Source organism: Streptomyces sp. NPDC002793 (assembly GCF_040295485.1).
Lineage (GTDB): Bacteria > Actinomycetota > Actinomycetes > Streptomycetales > Streptomycetaceae > Streptomyces.
Genome location: NZ_JBEOVL010000011.1, coordinates 63,684 through 83,471 on the forward strand (window position 1 = coordinate 63,684; position 19,788 = coordinate 83,471).

Sequence of the window (19,788 nt, forward strand, 5' to 3'; positions counted from 1 at the left end):
CATGGAAGCATTCACCGCACACACCGGCCGGGCCGTCCCGCTGCGCCGCAGCAATGTCGACACCGACCAGATCATCCCCGCGCACTGGCTGAAGAAGGTCACCCGCGACGGCTTCGAGGACGGGCTCTTCGAGGCCTGGCGCAAGGACGAGAACTTCGTCCTCAACCGCCCCGAGCGCAAGGGGGCCTCGGTGCTGGTCGCCGGTCCCGACTTCGGCACGGGCTCCTCGCGTGAGCACGCCGTCTGGGCCCTGCAGAACTTCGGCTTCAAGACGGTCATCTCCTCCCGCTTCGCCGACATCTTCCGTGGCAACTCCCTGAAGAACGGTCTGTTGACCGTCGTTCTCGACCAGGAGGTCGTCGACCGGCTCTGGGAGCTGACCGAGGCCGACCCCACGGCCGAGATCACCGTCGACCTGGAGACGCGGCAGGTCCTCGGCGACGGCATCACCGCCGACTTCGAGCTCGACGAGAACGCCCGCTGGCGTCTGCTGAACGGGCTCGACGACATCAGCCTCACTCTTCAGAACGAAGCGGACATTGCGGCTTACGAGGCGGCAAGGCCGTCCCACAAACCGCGCACGATTGACGCCTGAGCAGCGCTTTTCCCGAACTGCGCCCCCTGCCTCCCGGCAGGGGGCGCAGTCGCTTGTTGAGACCCCCTCGGGCGACAACTCGCCCCAGATGGCACAATCGGTGCATGGAACGCGACAGCCAACTCGAGCTCTATGGCCAAGTCGCCGACCGATTGAAGGAAGCGCACTCAAAGGTGCGCGCACTGCAAGTCCCGGAGGGCGTACGGATGGCGCTGTCCCGGAAGCTGATGGTCGTCACGGCCGCGGCTAAGCACGATCTCCCAGGCGCGGCAAGGCGTCTGGACCGGTTGATGAAGGACCTCGATGAGGGCCGATTCCCCGAAGGTGACTGACTCTGCGGAGAGCGCAGCGGTCGACTTCGTTGCGGCACTAGGGTGATTAGCCCGTTTCGTGTTTGATTTGCGGTATATATCTGCCTAACGTGCGAAAAAGCCTGAACAGTTTCGTTCTGGCAATGTCTCCGAAGGGGAAGACGTGAACAAGGCGCAGCTCGTAGAAGCGATTGCCGACAAGGTCGGCGGCCGCCAGCAGGCCGCAGACGCCGTCGACGTGGTACTCGACGCGATCGTCCGTGCGGTCGTCGCGGGGGACCGGGTCTCGGTCACCGGCTTCGGCTCGTTCGAGAAGGTCGACCGTCCCGCCAGGTACGCCCGCAACCCGCAGACGGGCGAGCGCGTGCGGGTCAAGAAGACCTCCGTGCCCCGCTTCCGTGCGGGACAGGGGTTCAAGGACCTGGTGAGCGGCTCCAAGAAGCTCCCCAAGAACGACGTGGCCGTGAAGAAGGCGCCCAAGGGCAGCCTCTCGGGCGGTTCTTCCACCCGTACGACGGCGAAGGCCGCGGCGAAGAAGGCCACCGCCAAGAAGGCCACCGCCGCCGCCAGGAAGACCACCACGGCGGCCGCGAAGAAGACGGCGCCGGCCAGGAAGGCCACGACCGCCAAGAAGGCCACCACCCCGGCCAAGAAGACCGCCACCACGGCGGCCGCGAAGAAGGCGACCCCCGCGAAGAAGACGACGGCGACGAAGAAGACCGCCGCCGCGAAGACGGCGCCCGCCAAGAAGACCACGGCGAAGAAGGCGCCCGCGAAGAAGACCACGGCGCGCACGACCACAGCCAAGAAGGTCACCGCACGCAAGAAGTGAGACCGAGCGCCGCTCGTTCCTCATACGCGCCGGGCCGGGCTCCCCGAGGGGAGCCCGGCCCGCGGGCTGTTCAAGGGCTGTTCAGAGAGTCTGCAGCGTCACCAGGGTGATCCGCAGCGAGGCACCCTCGCCCTCCGTCTCGATCCGCACCCGCTGCCCCGGACGCAGCAGCCGCAGCCCTCCCGCGTCGAACGCGGGTGCGTCGAAGTCCACCGGGGTGCCGTCGTCGAGCAGCACGCTGCCGGTGCGGGTCTCGGAGTCGTACGTGAACGAGGTCGCCTGCATGCGCGGCAGCCTATCGGTCCGCGGCGGGCGTCACAGGGGACGTCAGCTCCGAGGTGAACCGCCCCACCCCCAGGACGAGGGCCGCGCCGAGATCGCCTTCCGTGTCCACGTCCCTGCGGACGGAATCGAGACCGGACAGGGTGACCTCCACCGCCCCCGAGGCCAGATGCCGTGCCCGCGACGCCCCGCCGAAGGCCGGGCGCAATTCCACGCCGGGTGACGCGGAAAGAAAAGTGGTGCCGATTCCCTGCGTATCACTGACGAATGCGCGGGGAAATGCGGCGGCGAATTCGAGCACCCGCGCCAATGCGTCGGGACGCAGGGCGGGCAGATCCGCGTTGAGCGCGGCCACCGCCACGTCCCCGTGCCGGGCGCGCGCCGACCGCGCACCGTGCTCCAGCGCCGCGTTGAGCCCGGCCGCCGGGGCGTCGGACACGGTGCGCGCGCCGAGTGCGGTCAGCGCCGCCCCGGCCACCGGGTCGTCCGTGACGACCACCACATCCCCCACCACCCGGCAGGACAGCGCAGCCGCCACGGTGTCCTGCGCGAAAGCCAGTGCGAGGCGCGGACGCAGATCTCCGCCCACCGTCCTGCCGAGCCTGCTCTTGGCCCGTGCGAGCGGTTTCAGCGGGACGACCAGTGACCAGAGGCCGGTCGGGTCGGTGTTCGTGGCGATCTCCCCCTCCGTACGCATCGGTCCATATTCTCGCCTGCCGGTACGACAACCCGGAGGTCCGCCCCCACGGGTGAGGCGTACGGTGTTCTCCACACAGCAGGGGCCCGGGGCAGGACAGCTGCCACGAGCCCGCGCAACAGCTCATTTCCTAGAGGAAGGCGTCCGAGTGCCCCGCCGCAGAATCGGCTTCTGGTACCGCCTGGCGGCGGTCATCGCAAAACCGCCCCTGGTGGTTCTGTTCAAGCGGGACTGGCGGGGAATGGAACACATTCCGGCCGATGGCGGATTCATCACCGCGGTCAATCACAACTCTTATCTGGACCCGCTGTCGTACGGGCATTTCCAGTACAACACCGGACGCGTGCCGCGGCTCCTCGCCAAGGCCGGACTGTTCAGGACGCCTTTCGTCGGCATGATCCTGCGCGGCACCGGGCAGATCCCCGTCTACCGCGAGACGACCAACGCACTCGACGCCTTCCGGGCAGCCGTCGACGCCATCGAGCGCGGCGAATGCGTCGCCTTCTACCCGGAAGGCACGCTCACCCGTGACCCCGACATGTGGCCGATGGCCGGCAAGACCGGGGCCGCCCGTGTCGCGCTGATGACCAGGGCGCCGGTGATCCCCGTCGCCCAGTGGGGCGCCAACCTGGCGATGCCGCCCTACGCCAAGGAGAACAAGCTCCGGCTGTTCCCCCGCAAGACCCTGCGGGTGCAGGCCGGTCCGCCGGTCGACCTCTCCCCGTTCTACGGCCTGGAACCGACCCCCGACGTCCTGCGCCGGGCGACCGAGACCATCATGGCCGCGGTCACCGCCCAGCTGGAGGACGTGCGCGGCGAGAAGGCCCCCGCCGAGCTCTACGATCACCGCAAGGCCCGTGCTGAACAGCGGCGCAAGGCAGAAGGCAAGGGAGAGGTAGCGACGTGACGCACCCCGTAAAGGCGGCCGTCTTCGGAACCGGCTCATGGGGTACGGCCTTCGCCGTGGTCCTCGCAGACGCCGGCTGCGAGGTCACCCTCTGGGGCCGCCGCGCCGAGGTCGCGGAGGTCATCAACACCACCCGCACCAACCCGGGCTATCTGCCGGGCGTCGAGCTGCCCGCCTCCGTCCGGGCCACGACCGATCCGGCCGAGGCGCTGCGCGGCGCCGACTTCGCCGTCCTCGTCGTGCCCTCGCAGACCCTGCGCGCCAACCTCGCCGACTGGGCGCGCCACCTGGAGCCCGACACCGTGCTCGTCTCCATGATGAAGGGCGTCGAACTCGGCACCGCCAAGCGGATGAGTGAGGTCATCCAGGACGTCACCGAGGTCACCCCGGACCGGATCGCCGTCATCACCGGCCCCAACCTCGCCAGGGAGATCGCCGATCGCCGCCCCGCCGCGGCCGTCGTCGCCTGCTCCGACGAGGACGTCGCCCGGCGCCTCCAGGCGGCCTGCCACACCCCCTACTTCCGGCCGTACACCAACACCGACGTGGTCGGCTGCGAGCTCGGCGGCGCCGTGAAGAACGTCATCGGCCTCGCCGTGGGCATCGCCGACGGCATGGGCCTCGGTGACAACGCCAAGGGCTCGCTCATCACCCGCGGCCTCGCCGAGACCACCCGGCTGGGACTCGCGATGGGCGCCGACCCGCTCACGTTCTCCGGACTGGCGGGACTCGGCGACCTGGTGGCCACCTGCTCCTCGCCGCTCTCACGCAACCACACCTTCGGCACCAACCTCGGGCGCGGGATGACGCTCCAGGAGACGGTCGCCGTCACGAGCCAGACCGCCGAGGGCGTCAAGTCCTGCGAGTCCGTGCTCGATCTGGCGCGCAGGTACGGCGTCGACATGCCGATCACCGAGACGGTCGTCGGCATCGTCCACGAGGGCAAGCCGCCGGTGGTCGCGCTCAAGGAGCTGATGTCGCGCAGCGCCAAGCCCGAGCGACGCTGACTCGAGCCCTACCAGCAGGTACGCTCATCGTGATATGAGCAGCCAGAACCTCCCCCAGAGCCCTGAGAGCCCCCTGAGCTCCGAGCCGGGCCGCAAGCCGCGTGTGGCCGTCGTGTTCGGCGGCCGGAGCTCCGAACACGGCATCTCCGTCGTCACGGCCGGTGCCATCATGAGCGCCATCGACCGGACGAAGTACGACGTCCTGCCGATCGGCATCACCAGGGACGGACGTTGGGCCCTCACGTCCGACGACCCGGCCCGCATGGCCATCACGGACCGGCAGGTGCCCGACGTGGACCAGCTGGCCGAGTCCGGGCAGGGGGCCGTGGCGCTCTCCGTCGACCCCGGCAACCGTGACGTCGTCGTGAGCGAACCGGGGTCGGTGCCCACGGTCCTGGGCGAGGTCGACGTCGTCTTCCCCATGCTGCACGGCCCCTACGGCGAGGACGGCACGCTCCAGGGGCTCCTGGAGCTCTCCGGTGTGCCCTACGTCGGCGCCGGTGTCCTGTCCTCGGCCGTCGGCCAGGACAAGGAGTACATGAAGCGGGTGTTCACCTCCTTCGGGCTGCCGGTCGGCCCGTACGAGGTCGTCCGCCCCCGGGAGTGGGAGTCGGACCGCCCCGCCGCCCGCAAGCGCATCATGGAGTTCGCCGCCGAACACGGCTGGCCGCTCTTCGTCAAGCCGGCCCGCGGCGGCTCCTCCATGGGCATCACCAAGGTCGACGACGCGGCAGGGCTCGACGAGGCGATCGAGGAGGCCCGTCGGCACGACCCCAAGTTCCTCGTGGAGTCCCTGCTGCGCGGCCGTGAGATCGAGTGCGGCGTGCTGGAGTTCGAGGACGGGCCGCGTGCCAGCGTGCCCGCGGAGATCCCGCCCGTGACCGCGCACGACTTCTACGACTTCGAGGCCAAGTACATCGACTCGGCGGCCGGTCTGGTCCCCGCACCGCTCACCGAGGAGCAGACCGCCGAGGTGCGGCGCCTCGCCGTCGAGGCCTTCGAGGCGGCCTCCTGCGAAGGTCTGGTACGCGCCGACTTCTTCCTCACCGAGGACGGCACGTTCGTCATCAACGAGATCAACACCATGCCCGGCTTCACTCCGATCTCCATGTTCCCCCGCATGTGGCAGGCGAGCGGCGTGGAGTACCCGGAGCTGGTGGACCGGCTGATCACGGCCGCGCTGAACCGCTCCACCGGCCTGCGCTGACCCCGGGGGCCGTCCCGCGCGGGACGGCCCTCACAGACTCTCGGGGACCGTCTTCCTCACGGGCTCGGCGAACGCGGACAACGGGGTGATGTCATGGGCGTACTCGGTACCGAGAGTGACCTCGACATACGCCTTGCGGTAGGTGGTCGTGAACCGCGGACCGGCGTCATCGGGCTGCTCCAGCAGCCAGTTGACGCCGTCCGCGTCGACGCCCTCGCGGGAAGTGTCCATCTTCGCGGGCCGGGGGACGCCGCAGCGCAGTACGATCGCCCCGTCCCCCCAGCCGGCGGTCAGGTCCGAGTCCGGTGAGGGATCGCTCCGTTCCAGACCGACGACGGTCTCCGGCAGCTCCTCGTGCAGCTTCTCGCAGTACCCGGCGGCCTCCGACGACGGCGTGGGAACCGTCACGGAGGGGCCGGCGGAACAGCCCGCCGCCGTCAGGACGAACAGGACGGCGGAGGGCACGAGAACGCGGGATCCGAAGGGCCGGCGGCGGGTGTGAGTCACCGGACCAGCGTAGACAGGGGTCAGAGGTGGACGACCGGGCAGGTCAGGGTTCGTGTGATGCCGTCCACCTGCTGGACCTTGGCGACCACCATCCGGCCGAGCGCGTCGACCGTGTCGGCCTGCGCGCGCACCACCACGTCGTAGGGGCCTGTGACGTCGTCTGCCTGGATCACTCCCGGGAGCTTTGCGATGGTCTCGGCGACAGTCGACGCCTTGCCCACCTCGGTCTGGATGAGGATGTACGCCTGTACCACGGAACCTCCAGGGCGGCCACGAGGATCATGTGGGGGAAAGGGACGCCACGTTATCGCGTCGCCCCGCGCCACGGGGAGACCTACGGGCCGGTCGGCGCCCACAGCGTGGCGTACGCGCCGCAGAAGTTGACGTATCCCTTGACGGTACCGACAGCAGTTGGGGCTCGCGACCGCAAGCCCACCGGTGCGCAGCAGCAGCCCGGACAGGCGTCCGGTGCGATAGATGAGAGGTGAGACTCGGTGAAGGGAACCGTGGGCGAGTTGGGGGAGTTCGGGCTCATCAGAGAGCTCACCTCCCGGCTCACCACCACTCCGGCGGTACGGCTGGGACCCGGCGACGACGCCGCGGTCGTGGCCGCTCCCGACCGCAGGGTCGTGGCCAGTACGGACATCCTGCTGGAAGGGCGGCACTTCCGCCGCGACTGGTCGACCGCGTACGACGTCGGCCGCAAGGCCGCCGCCCAGAACCTCGCCGACATCGCGGCCATGGGCGCCGTGCCCACGGCCCTGCTGCTCGGCCTCGTCGTGCCGGCCGATCTGCCGGTCACCTGGGCCGCCGAGCTGATGGACGGGCTGCGTGACGAATGCCAGGTCGCCGGTGCGGCCGTCGTCGGCGGTGACGTCGTCGGCGGCGACACCATCACCGTCGCGATCACCGCGCTCGGCGACCTGCGCAACCACGAGCCCGTCACCCGGTCCGGCGCCCGGCCCGGCGACGTCGTGGCCGTCACGGGATGGCTCGGCTGGTCCGCGGCCGGATTCGCCGTGCTCTCCCGGGGGTTCCGCTCACCGCGTGCCTTCGTCGAGGCGCACCGGCGTCCCGAACCGCCCTACCACGCGGGCCCCGCGGCGGCCGGGCTGGGTGCCACGGCCATGACCGACGTCAGCGACGGGCTCGTCGCCGACCTCGGGCACATCGCCGAGGCCAGCCAGGTCCGCATCGACCTGCGGTCGGGGCTCATCGACATCCCCTCGCAGATGTCGGACATCGGGCAGGCCGTCGGGATCGACCCCCTGCAATGGGTGCTCACCGGGGGAGAGGACCACGCGATCGTGGCGACGTTCCCGTCCGACGTGAAGCTCCCGGCACGCTGGAAGGTCATCGGAGAGGTCCTCAAACCGTCGGCGCTGCCCCAGGTCACCGTCGACGGGGCGCCCTGGACGAGCAAGGGCGGCTGGGACCACTTCGGATCCATCGAGGACGCTTAGGGCGTGCTGACGCTCAGGGCGTGCCGGGGAAGTCCCGCCTTCCGGGCGGACGGCGGCACGTCCGAAACACGTCCTAGTAGATTCCGGGGCATGACCGCACCTGCCCCGATACCGCCCCGTGTCCTCACCGTCGCCGGATCAGACTCCGGCGGCGGTGCGGGCATCCAGGCCGACCTGAAGACGATGCTGGCCCTCGGCACCCACGGGATGAGCGTGCTGACCGCGGTGACCGCCCAGAACTCGCTGGGCGTGCAGGGCGCCTGGGAACTGCCGGCCGACGCCGTACGGGCCCAGTACCGCAGCGTCGTCGACGACATCGGCGTACAGGCGGTGAAGACCGGCATGCTGTCCTCCGCCGCGCTCGTCGGCCTCGTCGCGGAACTCCTCGCGGGCACCGGCGCCCCCGTCGTCGTCGACCCCGTCGGGGTCTCCAAGCACGGGGACGCGCTGCTGGCCGCCGAGGCCCTCGACTCCGTACGCACGAAGCTCCTGCCCGTCGCCACGGTCGCCACCCCGAATCTCGACGAGGTGACCCAGCTCACCGGTCTCACCGTCACCGACGAACGGGGCATGCGCCTGGCCGCGGCGGAGATCCTCGCGTACGGACCGCGCTGGGTGGTGATCAAGGGCGGGCATCTGCCGGGCGAGGCCGTGGACCTGCTGACGGACGGCAGCGAGGAGCACTGGCTGCGCGCACCGAGGTATGACAACCGGCACACCCACGGCACGGGCTGCACCCTGGCCTCCGCCATCGCCTGCGGACTCGCACGAGGCCAGGACGTCCCGACGGCCGTGCGGGGCGCGAAGGAGTACGTCACCGGCGCGATCCGGGGCGGCTTCGCGCTGGGCGCCGGGATCGGCCCCGTGGATCACGGGTGGCTCACGCGCCCCGCGGACTGAGCACAGCAAAAAGCCGGTCCACCGAGGTGGACCGGCTTTTTGGGCAACCGGAAGGCTGCGCTACGACGGGGACGTCAGCGCGCGACCTTGCCGGCCTTGATGCACGAGGTGCAGACGTTGAGCCGCTTCGGCGTCCGACCGACCACTGCACGCACGCGCTGGATGTTGGGATTCCAGCGACGGGACGTACGGCGGTGCGAGTGCGAAATGCTGTTGCCGAAGCTCGGCCCCTTGCCGCAAACGTCGCAGTTGGCAGCCACGGGTCACTCCAAAGACTTCAGATGCACTTACAGTGAATTCCGGCACGCCTGAATCATTTTACTGAAGTGGCGGTACCGGGGGAATGTCCCGACTTTCGTCGGGCAACCGAAGCAGCATACAACGGCTGCGTCGGAGATACGAAACTACCATGGCTCCCCGGGCACTCCGTCCCGCACCTCCGCCCGGGCGGACCTGGCGACGAGGGCTACCCTGCGGTGCAGCCAGCCCCCCACGGCCGTCCCCAAGGAGGACCAACGGTGCCGCAACCCCCCGACGATCTTGACGCCGTCGCGGTGCGCACCTGGTGCTCACTGGCCCTGGACGCCCTGGGCAGGGAACGGGAGGCCATCGACGCCATCAACGTCTACCCCGTCGCCGACGGGGACACCGGCACCAACCTGTACCTCACCGTCGAGTCGGCGGCCGCCGCCGTCGAAGCGGTGTTCGCCGCCCATGAGACCGGCACCACCGTGCCCGCGCCCGCCGACGCCGTAGGGGCCATGGCGCACGGCGCGCTGATCGGCGCCCGGGGGAACTCCGGGACCATCCTGGCCCAGTTGCTGCGCGGCATGGCCTCGGTGCTGTCCGAGTCGGGTGACGCGCCTCACCTGCGGACCGCGCTGAAGGTGGCGGCCGCGGCGGCACGGCTGGCCGTCGCCCACCCGGTCGAGGGCACGGTGCTCACCGTGGCCACCGCCGCCGCCGACTCGGCGGCGGCCACGGACGGGAGCGCCGGCCTCACGGACGTGGCGGAGGCGGCGTACGAAGGGGCGCGCGCGGCCCTGGCCGCGACCCCCGGCCAGCTCGCCGTCCTCGGTCGCGCGGGTGTCGTGGACGCGGGCGGGCAGGGGCTGGTGACCGTGCTCGGCGCACTCCTGGAGGCGGTCGGCGGGCGGGCACGGGAGCACGCGGTCCTGCCCGCCGCCGACGTCCCGCCGGCGACCGGCGCCCTGACCCCGGCCGGTGACTGCCCGGACCCGGAAGGGGGGCCGGCCTTCGAGGTCATCTACCTGCTGGAGGCGTCCGACGACGCGGTCGCCCGGCTGCGGTCCCGGCTGGACGCCATGGGCGAATCACTCGTCGTGGTCGGCGGCGACGGCCTGTGGAACGTCCACGTCCACGTCGACGACGCGGGGGCGGCCGTGGAGGCCGGGGTCGAGGCAGGCCGGCCCTACCGGATCCGGATCACCCACTTCGCGGCCGACCGGGGCGCCGCCCACCGGGAGCCCGCCCAGCGCGCGGTCGTCGCGGTGGTACCCGGCGACGGGCTCGCCGGGCTCTGCGCGGAGGCCGGGGCGACCACCGTGCTGGCACGCCCCGGGGAACCCCCCGCCAGCGGCGAACTGGTCGACGCCATCCGGCGGGCCCACGCCCGCGAAGTGGTCCTTCTCCCCAACGACACCCAGCTGCGCCACACGGCCGCCGCGGCCGCGGAACAGGCCAGGAGCGAAGGCATCCGCGTCGCCCTGGTGCCCACCCGCGCCGCCGTCCAGGGCATCGCCGCGCTGGCCGTCCACGAACCCGGCCGCAGCTTCGACGAGGACGTCGTCGCGATGACCTCGGCGGCCGGAGCCACCCGGTACGCCGAACTGGCGGTAGCCGAACGGCAGTCGTGGACCATGGCGGGCATCTGCCAGGCCGGGGACATCCTCGGCCTGATCGACGGGGACGTCGCCGTCATCGGTACGGACGTTCCCGGCACGGCCCGCACGGTCCTGGACCGGATGCTGTCGGCCGGCGGCGAACTCGTCACCCTGGTCCTGGGGGAGGACGTGCCGGACGGCCTGGCCGACGAGCTGAGCGACCACGTCCGCGAGGGCTACCTGGCCGTCGACACGGTCGTCTACCGGGGCGGCCACCAGGCAGCGCCCCTGCTGATCGGTGTCGAATGACACGTCGCGCGGCGCCGCGCCCGGCGCCGTCTGTCAGTGGTGTGGTGTGCAATGGACCACGTGTCCGCGTTCGATGAACCCCTCAAGAAGCTGCTCGGCGGTGCCACCGCGAAGGTGATGGCCGAGCACCTCGACCTGCACACGGTCGGTGACCTGCTGCACCACTACCCCCGGCGCTACGAGGAGCGGGGCCGTCTCACGGCGCTCACCGAGCTGCCGCTGGACGAGCACGTGACGGTGGTCGCCCAGGTCGCCGACGCGCGGATCATGATGTTCAACAACGGCCGGGGCAAACGGCTGGAGGTCACCCTCACCGACGGGAGCGGCCGGCTCCAGCTGGTCTTCTTCGGCCACGGCGTCCACAAACCCCACAAGGAGCTCCTCCCCGGCCGACGGGCGATGTTCGCGGGCAAGGCCTCCGTCTTCAACCGGAAGATGCAGCTCGCCCATCCCACGTACCAACTCCTCGACGCGCACGACGAGGAGGAGGCGTCCGACGCCGTCGACGCCTTCGCCGGGCAGTTGCTGCCCATCTACCCGGCCTGCAAGCAGCTGGACTCCTGGCGGATCGCCAAGGCCGTGGACACGGTCCTGCCCAGCGCGCAGGACGCCGTCGACCCGCTGCCCGGGACGCTCCGGGAGGGACGCGGCTTCATCCCGCTGCCGGAGGCCCTGCTCAAGATCCACCGCCCGCACACCAAGGCGGACATCGCGGCCGCCCGGGAGCGGCTGAGGTGGGACGAGGCCTTCGTCCTCCAGGTCGCGCTGGCCCGCCGCCGCTACGCGGACACCCAGCTTCCGGCGGTGGCCCGCAGGTCCGTCCCCGGCGGACTGCTCGACGCCTTCGACGCCGAGCTGCCCTTCACACTCACCGAAGGCCAGCAGAAGGTGACCGCGGAGATCTTCGACGACCTGGCGACGGAACATCCGATGCACCGGCTGCTGCAGGGCGAGGTGGGGTCGGGAAAGACGATGGTCGCCCTGCGCGCGATGCTCACCGTCGTCGACGCGGGCGGCCAGGCCGCGATGCTCGCCCCCACCGAGGTGCTCGCCCAGCAGCACCACCGGTCCGTCACCGAGATGATGGGCGAGCTCGCGGAAGGCGGCATGCTCGGCGGCTCCGACCGGGGCACCAAAGTGGTGCTGCTCACCGGGTCGATGGGCGTCCCGGCCCGCCGTCAGGCACTGCTCGACCTGGTCACGGGCGAGGCCGGGATCGTCATCGGCACCCACGCGCTGATCGAGGACAAGGTCCAGTTCCACGACCTGGGCCTGGTCGTCGTCGACGAACAGCACCGCTTCGGCGTCGAACAGCGCGACGCGCTCCGCTCCAAGGGGAAGCAGCCGCCCCACCTGCTGGTGATGACGGCCACACCCATTCCCCGCACGGTCGCGATGACCGTCTTCGGCGACCTGGAGACCTCCGTCCTGGACCAGCTCCCCGCCGGCCGCTCACCCATCGCCACCCATGTCGTCCCCGCCAAGGACAAGCCGCACTTCCTCAGCCGCGCCTGGGAACGCGTCCGCGAGGAGGTGGAGAACGGCCACCAGGCGTACGTGGTCTGCCCCCGCATCGGGGACGACGACGAGGCCCCGGAGAAGAAGAAGGGGAAGAAGCAGGCCGCCCCCGCGGACGACGCCGAGAAGCGGCCGCCGCTCGCCGTCCTGGAGATCGCCGAACAGCTCCGCAAGGGCCCGCTCACCGGCCTCCGGACCGAGGTGCTGCACGGCAGGATGCACCCCGACGACAAGGACGACGTCATGCGCCGGTTCGCCGCCGGTCAGGTCGACGTCCTGGTCGCCACCACCGTCATCGAGGTCGGGGTGAACGTCCCCAACGCCACCGCGATGGTGATCATGGACGCGGACCGCTTCGGCGTCTCCCAGCTGCACCAGCTCAGAGGCCGCGTGGGGCGTGGTTCGGCCCCCGGCCTCTGCCTGCTGGTCAGCGAGTCCCACGAGGCGAGCCCCGCCAGGGCCAGGCTCGCCGCGGTCGCCGCCACCCTCGACGGCTTCGAGCTCTCCCGGATCGACCTCGAACAGCGCCGCGAGGGCGATGTCCTCGGCCAGGCCCAGTCCGGGGTCCGCTCCTCGCTCCGGGTGCTCAGCGTCATCGACGACGAGGAGGTCATCGCGGCGGCACGCGAGGAGGCCGTCCGTGTCGTCGCGGAGGATCCCGGGCTGGAGAGCCTGCCGGAGCTGCGCATCGCGCTGGACGCCCTGCTCGACAAGGACCGGGAGGAGTACCTCGACAAGGGGTGACGGGGCGGATTCCCGGCGACGCCATATCGTGGGGAGCACGGCGCACGTCCCGTCCTGTGCGTCGCCCGCGACCCGAGGAACGAATAGCCCATGACCCGCGTGATCGCCGGCTCGGCCGGCGGACGCCGCCTGGCCGTCCCGCCCGGAACCGGTACCCGCCCCACCTCCGACCGTGCGCGCGAGGCCCTCTTCTCCACGTGGCAGGCGCTTCTGGGCACGCTCGACGACATCCGTGTCGCCGATCTGTACGCGGGCTCCGGAGCGGTGGGCCTGGAGGCGCTCTCGCGCGGAGCGGCCCACGCGCTGCTCGTGGAGGCCGACGCCAAGGCCGCGCGCACCATCCGCGACAACATCCGCACCCTCGGTCTGCCCGGGGCCGAACTCCGTGCGGGCAGAGCGGAGCAGATCGCGGCGGGACCGGCGCCCTCCGCACCGTACGACGTGGTCTTCCTCGATCCGCCGTACGCCGTCACGGACGACGATCTTCGGGAGATCCTCCTCACACTCCGTGCTCAGGGGTGGCTCACGGGCGACGCTCTCGTCACGGTGGAACGGAGCACCAGAGGCGGGGAATTCAGCTGGCCCGACGGATTCGAGCCACAGCGGGCGCGTCGCTACGGCGAGGCCACGTTTTGGTACGGTCGCGCCGCCTCTACGTGCGAAGACGCACGATGACCGCACCGGAGAGCGAGGGAATCACGTTGCGCCGCGCCGTCTGTCCGGGGTCGTTCGACCCCATCACCAACGGACATCTCGACATCATCGGTCGAGCCTCGAAGCTGTACGACGTCGTGCACGTCGCCGTGATGATCAACCAGTCCAAGAAGGGCCTGTTCACCGTCGACGAGCGGATCGAGATGATCCGCGAGGTCACGGCGGACTTCGGCAACGTGGAGGTCGAGTCCTTCCACGGCCTGCTGGTCGACTTCTGCAAGCAGCGCGACATCCCCGCGATCGTGAAGGGGCTGCGGGCGGTCAGCGACTTCGACTACGAGCTGCAGATGGCCCAGATGAACAACGGCCTCTCGGGGGTCGAGACACTCTTCGTGCCGACCAACCCGACCTACAGCTTCCTGTCGTCCTCACTGGTCAAGGAGGTCGCCACCTGGGGCGGCGACGTGGCGCACCTGCTGCCGCCGACGGTCCACGAGGCCCTGGCGGAGCGTCTCCGCCGGCAGTGATGTGCTGACGGCCCGTCACCAGGTGTCGGACGGGAGGCGACTGGCCTTACAGTCGTCCCGTCCGTCTCCAACAGCAGCAGAGAGTGGCGAGCACACGGTGGACGTGCAGAAGAAGCTCGACGAGATCGTCGAAACGGTCGGTAACGCCCGCTCCATGCCCATGTCGGCGTCCTGCGTGGTCAACCGTTCCGAACTGCTCGCGATGCTCGAGGAGGTACGCGAGGCCCTGCCCGGCTCGCTCGCCCACGCCGAGGAACTCATCGGCGGCCGTGAGCAGCTCGTCGCGCAGGCCAGGCAGGAGGCCGAGCGGATCATCGAGTCCGCCCGTGCGGAACGCGCCTCGCTGATCTCCGGCACCGAGATCGCCCAGCGCTCCCAGGCCGAGGCGGACCGGATCCTGTCCGAGGCCCGCCGGGAGGCCGACGAGGTCCGGGGCGAGGCCGACGAGTACGTCGACAGCAAGCTCGCCAACTTCGAGGTCGTCCTCACCAAGACCATCGGCTCCGTCGACCGCGGCCGGGAGAAGCTCCTGGGCCGGGGCCGGGGAGTCGACGAGCAGGGCTACGAGGACCCCGACTTCGCCGAGGCGCCGGAGCGCAGCGCCGACCCCGAGACGCTCCGCCGGCGTGCCGACGACTACGTGGACGCCAAGTTCGGCGCCTTCGAGGCCGTGCTCGCCAAGACCCTGGAGGCCGTGGGCCGGGGCCGTCAGAAGCTGCACGGCCGGGTCGCCACCGACGACCTCGGCGCACACATGGCCGCCCAGGACGCCGCCGGCGGCGGGCAGCGCACCAGCGACGAGGACCACTGGGCCGGCCTGGCCGAGCTCTCCACCCCCGAGCCGCTGCGGAGCCCTCAGCAGCCCTCCTACGCCGAGCCCGCGCAGCCGGACTACGCACCGGTCGCCGACTACCAGGCACCCGCGCAGGGCGGTTTCCCGGCCCAGGCCCAGCCCGAGCCGCAGTACGCGCAGACGTACGGCTACCAGGACCCGCAGCAGCCCCAGGCGGGCTACGGCTACCAGCAGCAGCCCGACCCGTACGCCGGCTACCAGCAGCAGACGTACGACCCGAACCAGCAGCAGGAGTACGGCTGGCCGCAGCAGGCCCAGGCTCCCGCGCAGCAGGCCGAGGGCACGCTGGACGAGACCAGCCTCTTCGACACGAGCATGATCGACCTGGAGCAGCTGCGCCGCTACGAACAGGGCCGCTGACCGGAGCGGTCCCCACCGGATTGGGAGCTGGGCGGTACGTCCAGTATCCTGGCTCTTCGGTCGCGTGTATGTCCGCGATCCCGGCTGCCCTCATTCCTTCCGGACAGGGGCGGCCCACCCGAAGCCGCACCACGCACATGATTCTCGAAAGCAGGAAAAGCCCTGAACGGCCACCTCGACCACCGAAACCCCCTCGTGTTCGATACGCGCGAGTTGGGTCGGCGTCCCGGTGCCATGAAGCGGCTTACCCGCTCGGTGGAAGCCCCTGGTGCACCTGTCCTCGGTATCGACGGGGTCATCGGTGTGCCGGAGAAGGCGCCCGTCGAGCTGGACCTCCGCCTCGAATCCGTCATGGATGGGGTGCTCGTCACAGGCACCGCCCGTGCGACTGCCGAGGGGGAGTGCGTAAGGTGTCTGGAGCCGCTGGCCATCGAGGTCGAAGCGGACTTCCAGGAAATGTTCTCGTACCCTGACGCCGATGACCGGAACCGCAGCAGGACCGCGGACCCGGTCGACGACGCCGAGGACGACGAGGACAGGCTCTTCCTCGAGGACGACTCGTTCGACCTCGAGCCTGTGCTGCGTGACGCGGTGGTGCTCGCACTGCCGCTGCAGCCGGTGTGCAAGGAGACCTGTGCCGGTCTGTGTTCCGAATGCGGAATCAGGCTGGACGAGAATCCGGACCACCACCACGATGCCGTCGACATCCGTTGGGCGGCACTGCAAGGACTCGCCGACACCGTTCAGGACGGCGAGAAGGACAACATGGGCGGCGCCGAACCGGGCGTCGACGAGAAGCAGGAGAAGTAGCCGTGGCTGTTCCGAAGCGGAAGATGTCGCGCAGCAACACGCGCCACCGCCGGTCGCAGTGGAAGGCTGCGGTCCCCACCCTGGTTTCGTGCGAGCGTTGCCAGGAGCCGAAGCTCCAGCACATTGCGTGCCCGAGCTGCGGCACCTACAACAAGCGCCAGGTCCTCGAGGTCTGAGCGGCTGGTGAGAGGCCCGATGTCTGAGTTGTCCAGCGCCAAGAAGCAGGCAGACAACGTCAACACAGCCTCGTCCCACACGCTTCTGGAAGGGCGGCTCGGGTATCACCTCGAGTCCGCCCTTCTGGTGCGTGCGCTGACCCACCGTTCGTACGCATACGAGAACGGCGGTCTGCCCACCAACGAGCGGCTCGAATTCCTCGGGGATTCGGTGCTCGGCCTGGTGGTCACGGACACGCTGTACCGCACCCACCCCGACCTGCCCGAAGGCCAGCTGGCCAAGTTGCGGGCCGCGGTGGTCAACTCGCGTGCACTTGCGGAAGTGGGCCGCGGCCTCGAACTCGGCTCCTTCATCCGGCTCGGCCGTGGTGAAGAGGGAACGGGTGGCCGGGACAAGGCTTCCATCCTCGCCGACACCCTTGAAGCGGTGCTCGGCGCCGTCTATCTCGACCAGGGCCTCAGTGCGGCCTCGGAGCTGGTCCACCGGCTCTTCGACCCGCTGATCGACAGGTCCTCCAACCTCGGAGCCGGCCTGGACTGGAAGACCAGTCTCCAGGAGCTCACCGCGAGCGAGAGCCTCGGAGTCCCCGAGTACCTCGTCACGGAGACCGGCCCCGATCACGAGAAGACCTTTACTGCTGCTGCTCGCGTCGGTGGTGTCTCGTACGGCACCGGCACCGGCCGTAGCAAGAAGGAAGCGGAGCAGCAGGCGGCGGAGTCCGCCTGGCGCGAGATCAGCGCCGCCGCGGAAGCACGGGAGGCCGCGGGAACGTCCGTGGCCGACGGAGGGGTCGCCGACGTCCCTGCCGACCCGTCGCCGCACTCGGACGCGGCTCCGGCCTGACCGATCCGGAAACCCCTCGGTGCCTCCACGGCACCGAGGGGTTTCCGCTGTCCCGCCCACGTCCGCTGCCCCGCCGTGTTCGCTCGTCCCGTCACATCCGTTGTCATGTCACGCCCCCCGTAGGAGTGCCCGCCGTGCCCGAACTGCCCGAGGTCGAAGTCGTGCGGCGGGGTCTTGAGCGCTGGACGGCCGGTCGCACCGTCGAGGACGTCGAGGTCCTGCATCCGCGCGCGGTCCGCCGGCACCTCGCGGGCGGCGGCGACTTCGCGGCCCGGCTCCGTGGCCTGCGCTTCGGCACGGCGATGCGCCGCGGCAAGTACCTCTGGGTCCCCCTCGACGAGGCGGAGTCCTCACTCCTGGGCCACCTCGGCATGAGCGGTCAGCTGCTCGTGCAGCCCGAGGCCGCCCCCGACGAGAAGCACCTCCGGATCAGGATCCGCTTCGACGACGCGCTCGGCACCGAGCTGCGCTTCGTCGACCAGCGCACCTTCGGTGGGCTGTCGCTGCACGAGAACACCCCCGAGGGCCTGCCCGACGTCATCGCGCACATCGCGCGCGACCCCCTCGACCCGGCCTTCGACGACACCGCCTTCCACCTGGCGCTTCGCCTGCGCCGCACCACGGTCAAGCGCGCCCTGCTCGACCAGTCCCTGATCAGCGGCGTCGGGAACATCTACGCCGACGAGGCGCTCTGGCGCAGCCGACTGCACTACGAGCGGCCGACCGCCACCCTGACCCGCCCGAGGACGGCGGAGCTGCTCGGCCATGTCCGGGACGTGATGCGGGAGGCCCTCGCCCAGGGCGGCACCAGCTTCGACAGCCTGTACGTCAATGTGAACGGGGAGTCCGGTTACTTCGACAGGTCGCTCGACGCGTACGGGCGTGAGGACGAGCCCTGCCACCGCTGCGGTACGCCGATGCGCCGCAGGCCGTGGATGAACCGCTCCAGCTACTTCTGCCCGCGCTGCCAGCGTCCGCCGCGCGTCTCCTGAGACTCCCCGTCAGGCTTCGCGCGCCGCGTCGTACCGGCTCCGGGCCTCGGCGACCTCGGGCATCCGCTCCTCCACGAGCTGGATCAGGTCCATCAGCCGGCCCGCGACCTCACGGCCGAGCGCGGTCAGCTCGTAGTCGACGCGCGGCGGATTGGTCAGCCGGGCCTCCCGGTGAACCAGGCCGTCGCGCTCCAGCGCGTGCAGTGTCTGGGAGAGCATCTTCTCGCTGACACCGTCGACCCGGCGGCGCAGTTCGTTGAAGCGGGCGCCGCTCTCGTACAGCGCGCCGAGGGTCAGGCCGCCCCAGCGGCCGGTGACGTGTTCCAGGGTGCCGCGCGAGGGGCACTTCCGCGAGAAGACGTCGAAGGCCGAGCAGTAGCCGTCCGGCAGGGACCCTGTTTCCGTCTCACCCATGCTTGACAGCTTACGCCTGTGCAGCGCTCACTCCGGGTGAGCGCTGCACAGGCGTAAGTGAGGTACCGCTGACTTCTCAGAAGCCGAAGTCCTGCGTCCACCAGGGGCCGCCGGATCCGAGGTGGACTCCGATGCCGAGCGTCTTGAAATCGCAGTTGAGGATGTTCGCGCGGTGGCCGTCGCTGTTCATCCAGGCGTCCATCACGGCCTGGGCGTCGGCCTGTCCGCGGGCGATGTTCTCGCCGCCCAGGCCCTGCACCCCGGCCGCGGCGGCGCGGTCCCACGGGGTCGCCCCGTCGGGGTCGGTGTGCCCGAAGAAGTCGCGGGCGGCCATGTCCTCGCTGAAGTCCTGGGCGAGCGCGGTCAGCGACGCGCTGGTGGTGACCGGGCTGCAGCCGGCCTTCGCCCGCTCCTGGTTGACCAGGGTGAGCACGGCGGCCTGAGCGCTGGGGGCGGACGGGCTCTCCGGGGCCTTCTGGCTCGGTGTGGCCGACGAGGGCTTCGCATCGTCCGGGGTCTTGGCCGCCGGGCCGGACGACGCGCTCCTCTCCGGCGCCGGGGCAGGAGCCTTCGTACGCTTCGGCGCCTTCGTCGCCTGCTTCGAGGCGGTCGCGGACGGCTTCGCGCTCGCCTTCTCGCTCGGGGAGGCGGAGGGGGACTTCGAGGGTGCGGCGGAACGGCCGGTACCCCGGTCGGCCCCGGCGGACGCGGAGGCAGAGGTGCGGCCGGTCGGCTCGGCGGACGAGTCGCCCTGGGTCAGGAGGTCGGGGGCTCCACCCGCGTGGACCTGGTCCGTGGCTCCGCCACCGCTGACGCTGTAGCTGTCGCCGCCGGGCAACAGGCCGGAGGCGACAGCCACCGCTCCGACGGCCACAGCCGCTGACACGCCGAGAAGCCCGGCGCGCACGGGTATGCCGGCCCGCTTCTTCCTGCGGGAACCCCGAGGCCCGTCCTCCGGGTGCGCCGCGTGCTGCTCAGCGGCGGGGGCCGCGCCTGCGCGTCGATGCCGTCCCATGCGCTGTGCCTTCCTCGTGC

The 19,788-nt window shown here is 70.7% G+C and carries 24 protein-coding genes; 17 read left to right on the top strand and 7 right to left on the bottom strand.

Annotation, left to right across the window (positions count from 1 at the left end; genetic code table 11):
* Position 1: 1 nt before the first annotated feature.
* The 3 genes from leuD to ABT001_RS13195 all read left to right on the top strand — a co-directional run bounded on the left by leuD (position 2) and on the right by ABT001_RS13195 (position 1,738).
* Entirely contained in the window at positions 2-595 is a 594-nt protein-coding gene (gene leuD / locus ABT001_RS13185) for a 3-isopropylmalate dehydratase small subunit (RefSeq protein ID WP_351276127.1), read from the top strand.
* A 104-nt stretch (positions 596-699) separates the two neighbouring features.
* A complete protein-coding gene (locus ABT001_RS13190; RefSeq protein ID WP_351276129.1) occupies positions 700-927 on the top strand; it encodes an SCO5555 family protein in 228 nt (75 codons plus the stop codon).
* A gap of 142 nt (positions 928-1,069) precedes the next feature.
* Entirely contained in the window at positions 1,070-1,738 is a 669-nt protein-coding gene (locus ABT001_RS13195; RefSeq protein ID WP_351276131.1) for an HU family DNA-binding protein, read from the top strand.
* 81 nt (positions 1,739-1,819) lie between these two features.
* On the opposite strand, the gene ABT001_RS13200 is transcribed toward ABT001_RS13195, so the two are convergent.
* Complete coding sequence (locus tag ABT001_RS13200; RefSeq protein WP_147959669.1) at positions 1,820-2,023, bottom strand: hypothetical protein; 204 nt, start codon at positions 2,021-2,023, stop codon at positions 1,820-1,822.
* A 10-nt stretch (positions 2,024-2,033) separates the two neighbouring features.
* Positions 2,034-2,717, bottom strand: coding sequence for a 2-phospho-L-lactate guanylyltransferase (gene cofC, locus ABT001_RS13205; RefSeq protein WP_351276133.1), 684 nt, complete (start codon positions 2,715-2,717; stop codon positions 2,034-2,036).
* A 148-nt stretch (positions 2,718-2,865) separates the two neighbouring features.
* Here cofC and ABT001_RS13210 point away from each other — a divergent pair, with 148 nt between their 5' ends.
* From ABT001_RS13210 to ABT001_RS13220, 3 genes are read left to right on the top strand one after another with little or no spacing between them, the layout of a single operon-like run.
* Positions 2,866-3,624 (top strand): lysophospholipid acyltransferase family protein, encoded by a 759-nt coding sequence (locus tag ABT001_RS13210; RefSeq protein ID WP_351276135.1) that lies wholly within the window; start codon positions 2,866-2,868, stop codon positions 3,622-3,624.
* The gene (locus ABT001_RS13215; RefSeq protein ID WP_351276137.1) at positions 3,621-4,631 is read left to right on the top strand and encodes an NAD(P)H-dependent glycerol-3-phosphate dehydrogenase; all 1,011 of its coding nucleotides are present in this window, start codon (positions 3,621-3,623) and stop codon (positions 4,629-4,631) included. Before ABT001_RS13210 ends, ABT001_RS13215 begins: the two co-directional genes overlap by 4 nt.
* Positions 4,632-4,665: 34 nt before the next feature.
* Positions 4,666-5,838 (top strand): D-alanine--D-alanine ligase family protein, encoded by a 1,173-nt coding sequence (locus tag ABT001_RS13220; protein WP_351276139.1) that lies wholly within the window; start codon positions 4,666-4,668, stop codon positions 5,836-5,838.
* Between the two features lie 30 nt (positions 5,839-5,868).
* Here the strand turns inward: ABT001_RS13220 and ABT001_RS13225 are convergent, their stop codons facing one another.
* The gene (locus ABT001_RS13225) at positions 5,869-6,345 is read right to left on the bottom strand and encodes a DUF3515 domain-containing protein (protein ID WP_351276141.1); all 477 of its coding nucleotides are present in this window, start codon (positions 6,343-6,345) and stop codon (positions 5,869-5,871) included.
* Between the two features lie 20 nt (positions 6,346-6,365).
* On the bottom strand, positions 6,366-6,599 hold the full coding sequence (locus ABT001_RS13230; RefSeq protein ID WP_351276143.1) for an Lrp/AsnC family transcriptional regulator: 234 nt from the start codon (positions 6,597-6,599) through the stop codon (positions 6,366-6,368).
* Between the two features lie 240 nt (positions 6,600-6,839).
* Here ABT001_RS13230 and ABT001_RS13235 point away from each other — a divergent pair, with 240 nt between their 5' ends.
* Both ABT001_RS13235 and thiD read left to right on the top strand, forming a co-directional pair.
* Positions 6,840-7,808, top strand: a complete 969-nt coding sequence (locus tag ABT001_RS13235) for a thiamine-phosphate kinase (RefSeq protein ID WP_351276145.1) — start codon at positions 6,840-6,842, stop codon at positions 7,806-7,808.
* A 90-nt stretch (positions 7,809-7,898) separates the two neighbouring features.
* Positions 7,899-8,708, top strand: coding sequence for a bifunctional hydroxymethylpyrimidine kinase/phosphomethylpyrimidine kinase (thiD, locus tag ABT001_RS13240; RefSeq protein ID WP_351276147.1), 810 nt, complete (start codon positions 7,899-7,901; stop codon positions 8,706-8,708).
* 74 nt (positions 8,709-8,782) lie between these two features.
* On the opposite strand, the gene rpmB is transcribed toward thiD, so the two are convergent.
* Complete coding sequence (gene rpmB, locus ABT001_RS13245) at positions 8,783-8,968, bottom strand: 50S ribosomal protein L28 (protein WP_003965989.1); 186 nt, start codon at positions 8,966-8,968, stop codon at positions 8,783-8,785.
* 258 nt (positions 8,969-9,226) lie between these two features.
* Between rpmB and ABT001_RS13250 the strand changes: the two genes are divergently transcribed.
* The 9 genes from ABT001_RS13250 (at position 9,227) to mutM (ending at position 18,339) form a co-directional block, all read left to right on the top strand.
* Entirely contained in the window at positions 9,227-10,861 is a 1,635-nt protein-coding gene (locus tag ABT001_RS13250; RefSeq protein ID WP_351276149.1) for a DAK2 domain-containing protein, read from the top strand.
* A gap of 51 nt (positions 10,862-10,912) precedes the next feature.
* Positions 10,913-13,123 carry an ATP-dependent DNA helicase RecG gene (gene recG / locus ABT001_RS13255; protein WP_351276151.1) on the top strand — a complete coding sequence of 737 codons (2,211 nt, stop codon included), beginning with the start codon at positions 10,913-10,915 and terminating at the stop codon, positions 13,121-13,123.
* A gap of 90 nt (positions 13,124-13,213) precedes the next feature.
* On the top strand, positions 13,214-13,798 hold the full coding sequence (gene rsmD, locus ABT001_RS13260) for a 16S rRNA (guanine(966)-N(2))-methyltransferase RsmD (RefSeq protein WP_351276153.1): 585 nt from the start codon (positions 13,214-13,216) through the stop codon (positions 13,796-13,798).
* 26 nt (positions 13,799-13,824) lie between these two features.
* Positions 13,825-14,304, top strand: a complete 480-nt coding sequence (gene coaD / locus ABT001_RS13265) for a pantetheine-phosphate adenylyltransferase (protein WP_351276377.1) — start codon at positions 13,825-13,827, stop codon at positions 14,302-14,304.
* A 97-nt stretch (positions 14,305-14,401) separates the two neighbouring features.
* Positions 14,402-15,517: a F0F1 ATP synthase subunit B family protein gene (locus ABT001_RS13270; RefSeq protein WP_351276155.1), complete on the top strand. Its 1,116-nt coding sequence runs from the start codon at positions 14,402-14,404 to the stop codon at positions 15,515-15,517.
* Positions 15,518-15,712: 195 nt separating this feature from the next.
* Entirely contained in the window at positions 15,713-16,327 is a 615-nt protein-coding gene (locus ABT001_RS13275; RefSeq protein ID WP_351276156.1) for a YceD family protein, read from the top strand.
* Between the two features lie 2 nt (positions 16,328-16,329).
* The gene (rpmF, locus tag ABT001_RS13280) at positions 16,330-16,503 is read left to right on the top strand and encodes a 50S ribosomal protein L32 (RefSeq protein ID WP_003965982.1); all 174 of its coding nucleotides are present in this window, start codon (positions 16,330-16,332) and stop codon (positions 16,501-16,503) included.
* Between the two features lie 19 nt (positions 16,504-16,522).
* A complete protein-coding gene (gene rnc / locus ABT001_RS13285) occupies positions 16,523-17,347 on the top strand; it encodes a ribonuclease III (RefSeq protein ID WP_351276158.1) in 825 nt (274 codons plus the stop codon).
* A 134-nt stretch (positions 17,348-17,481) separates the two neighbouring features.
* Positions 17,482-18,339, top strand: coding sequence for a bifunctional DNA-formamidopyrimidine glycosylase/DNA-(apurinic or apyrimidinic site) lyase (mutM, locus tag ABT001_RS13290; protein ID WP_351276160.1), 858 nt, complete (start codon positions 17,482-17,484; stop codon positions 18,337-18,339).
* Between the two features lie 9 nt (positions 18,340-18,348).
* Here mutM and ABT001_RS13295 read toward each other — a convergent pair whose 3' ends face one another.
* Both ABT001_RS13295 and ABT001_RS13300 read right to left on the bottom strand, forming a co-directional pair.
* Positions 18,349-18,753 carry a winged helix-turn-helix transcriptional regulator gene (locus ABT001_RS13295; RefSeq protein ID WP_351276162.1) on the bottom strand — a complete coding sequence of 135 codons (405 nt, stop codon included), beginning with the start codon at positions 18,751-18,753 and terminating at the stop codon, positions 18,349-18,351.
* Between the two features lie 76 nt (positions 18,754-18,829).
* The gene (locus ABT001_RS13300) at positions 18,830-19,768 is read right to left on the bottom strand and encodes a CAP domain-containing protein (protein ID WP_351276164.1); all 939 of its coding nucleotides are present in this window, start codon (positions 19,766-19,768) and stop codon (positions 18,830-18,832) included.
* Positions 19,769-19,788 lie beyond the last annotated feature (20 nt).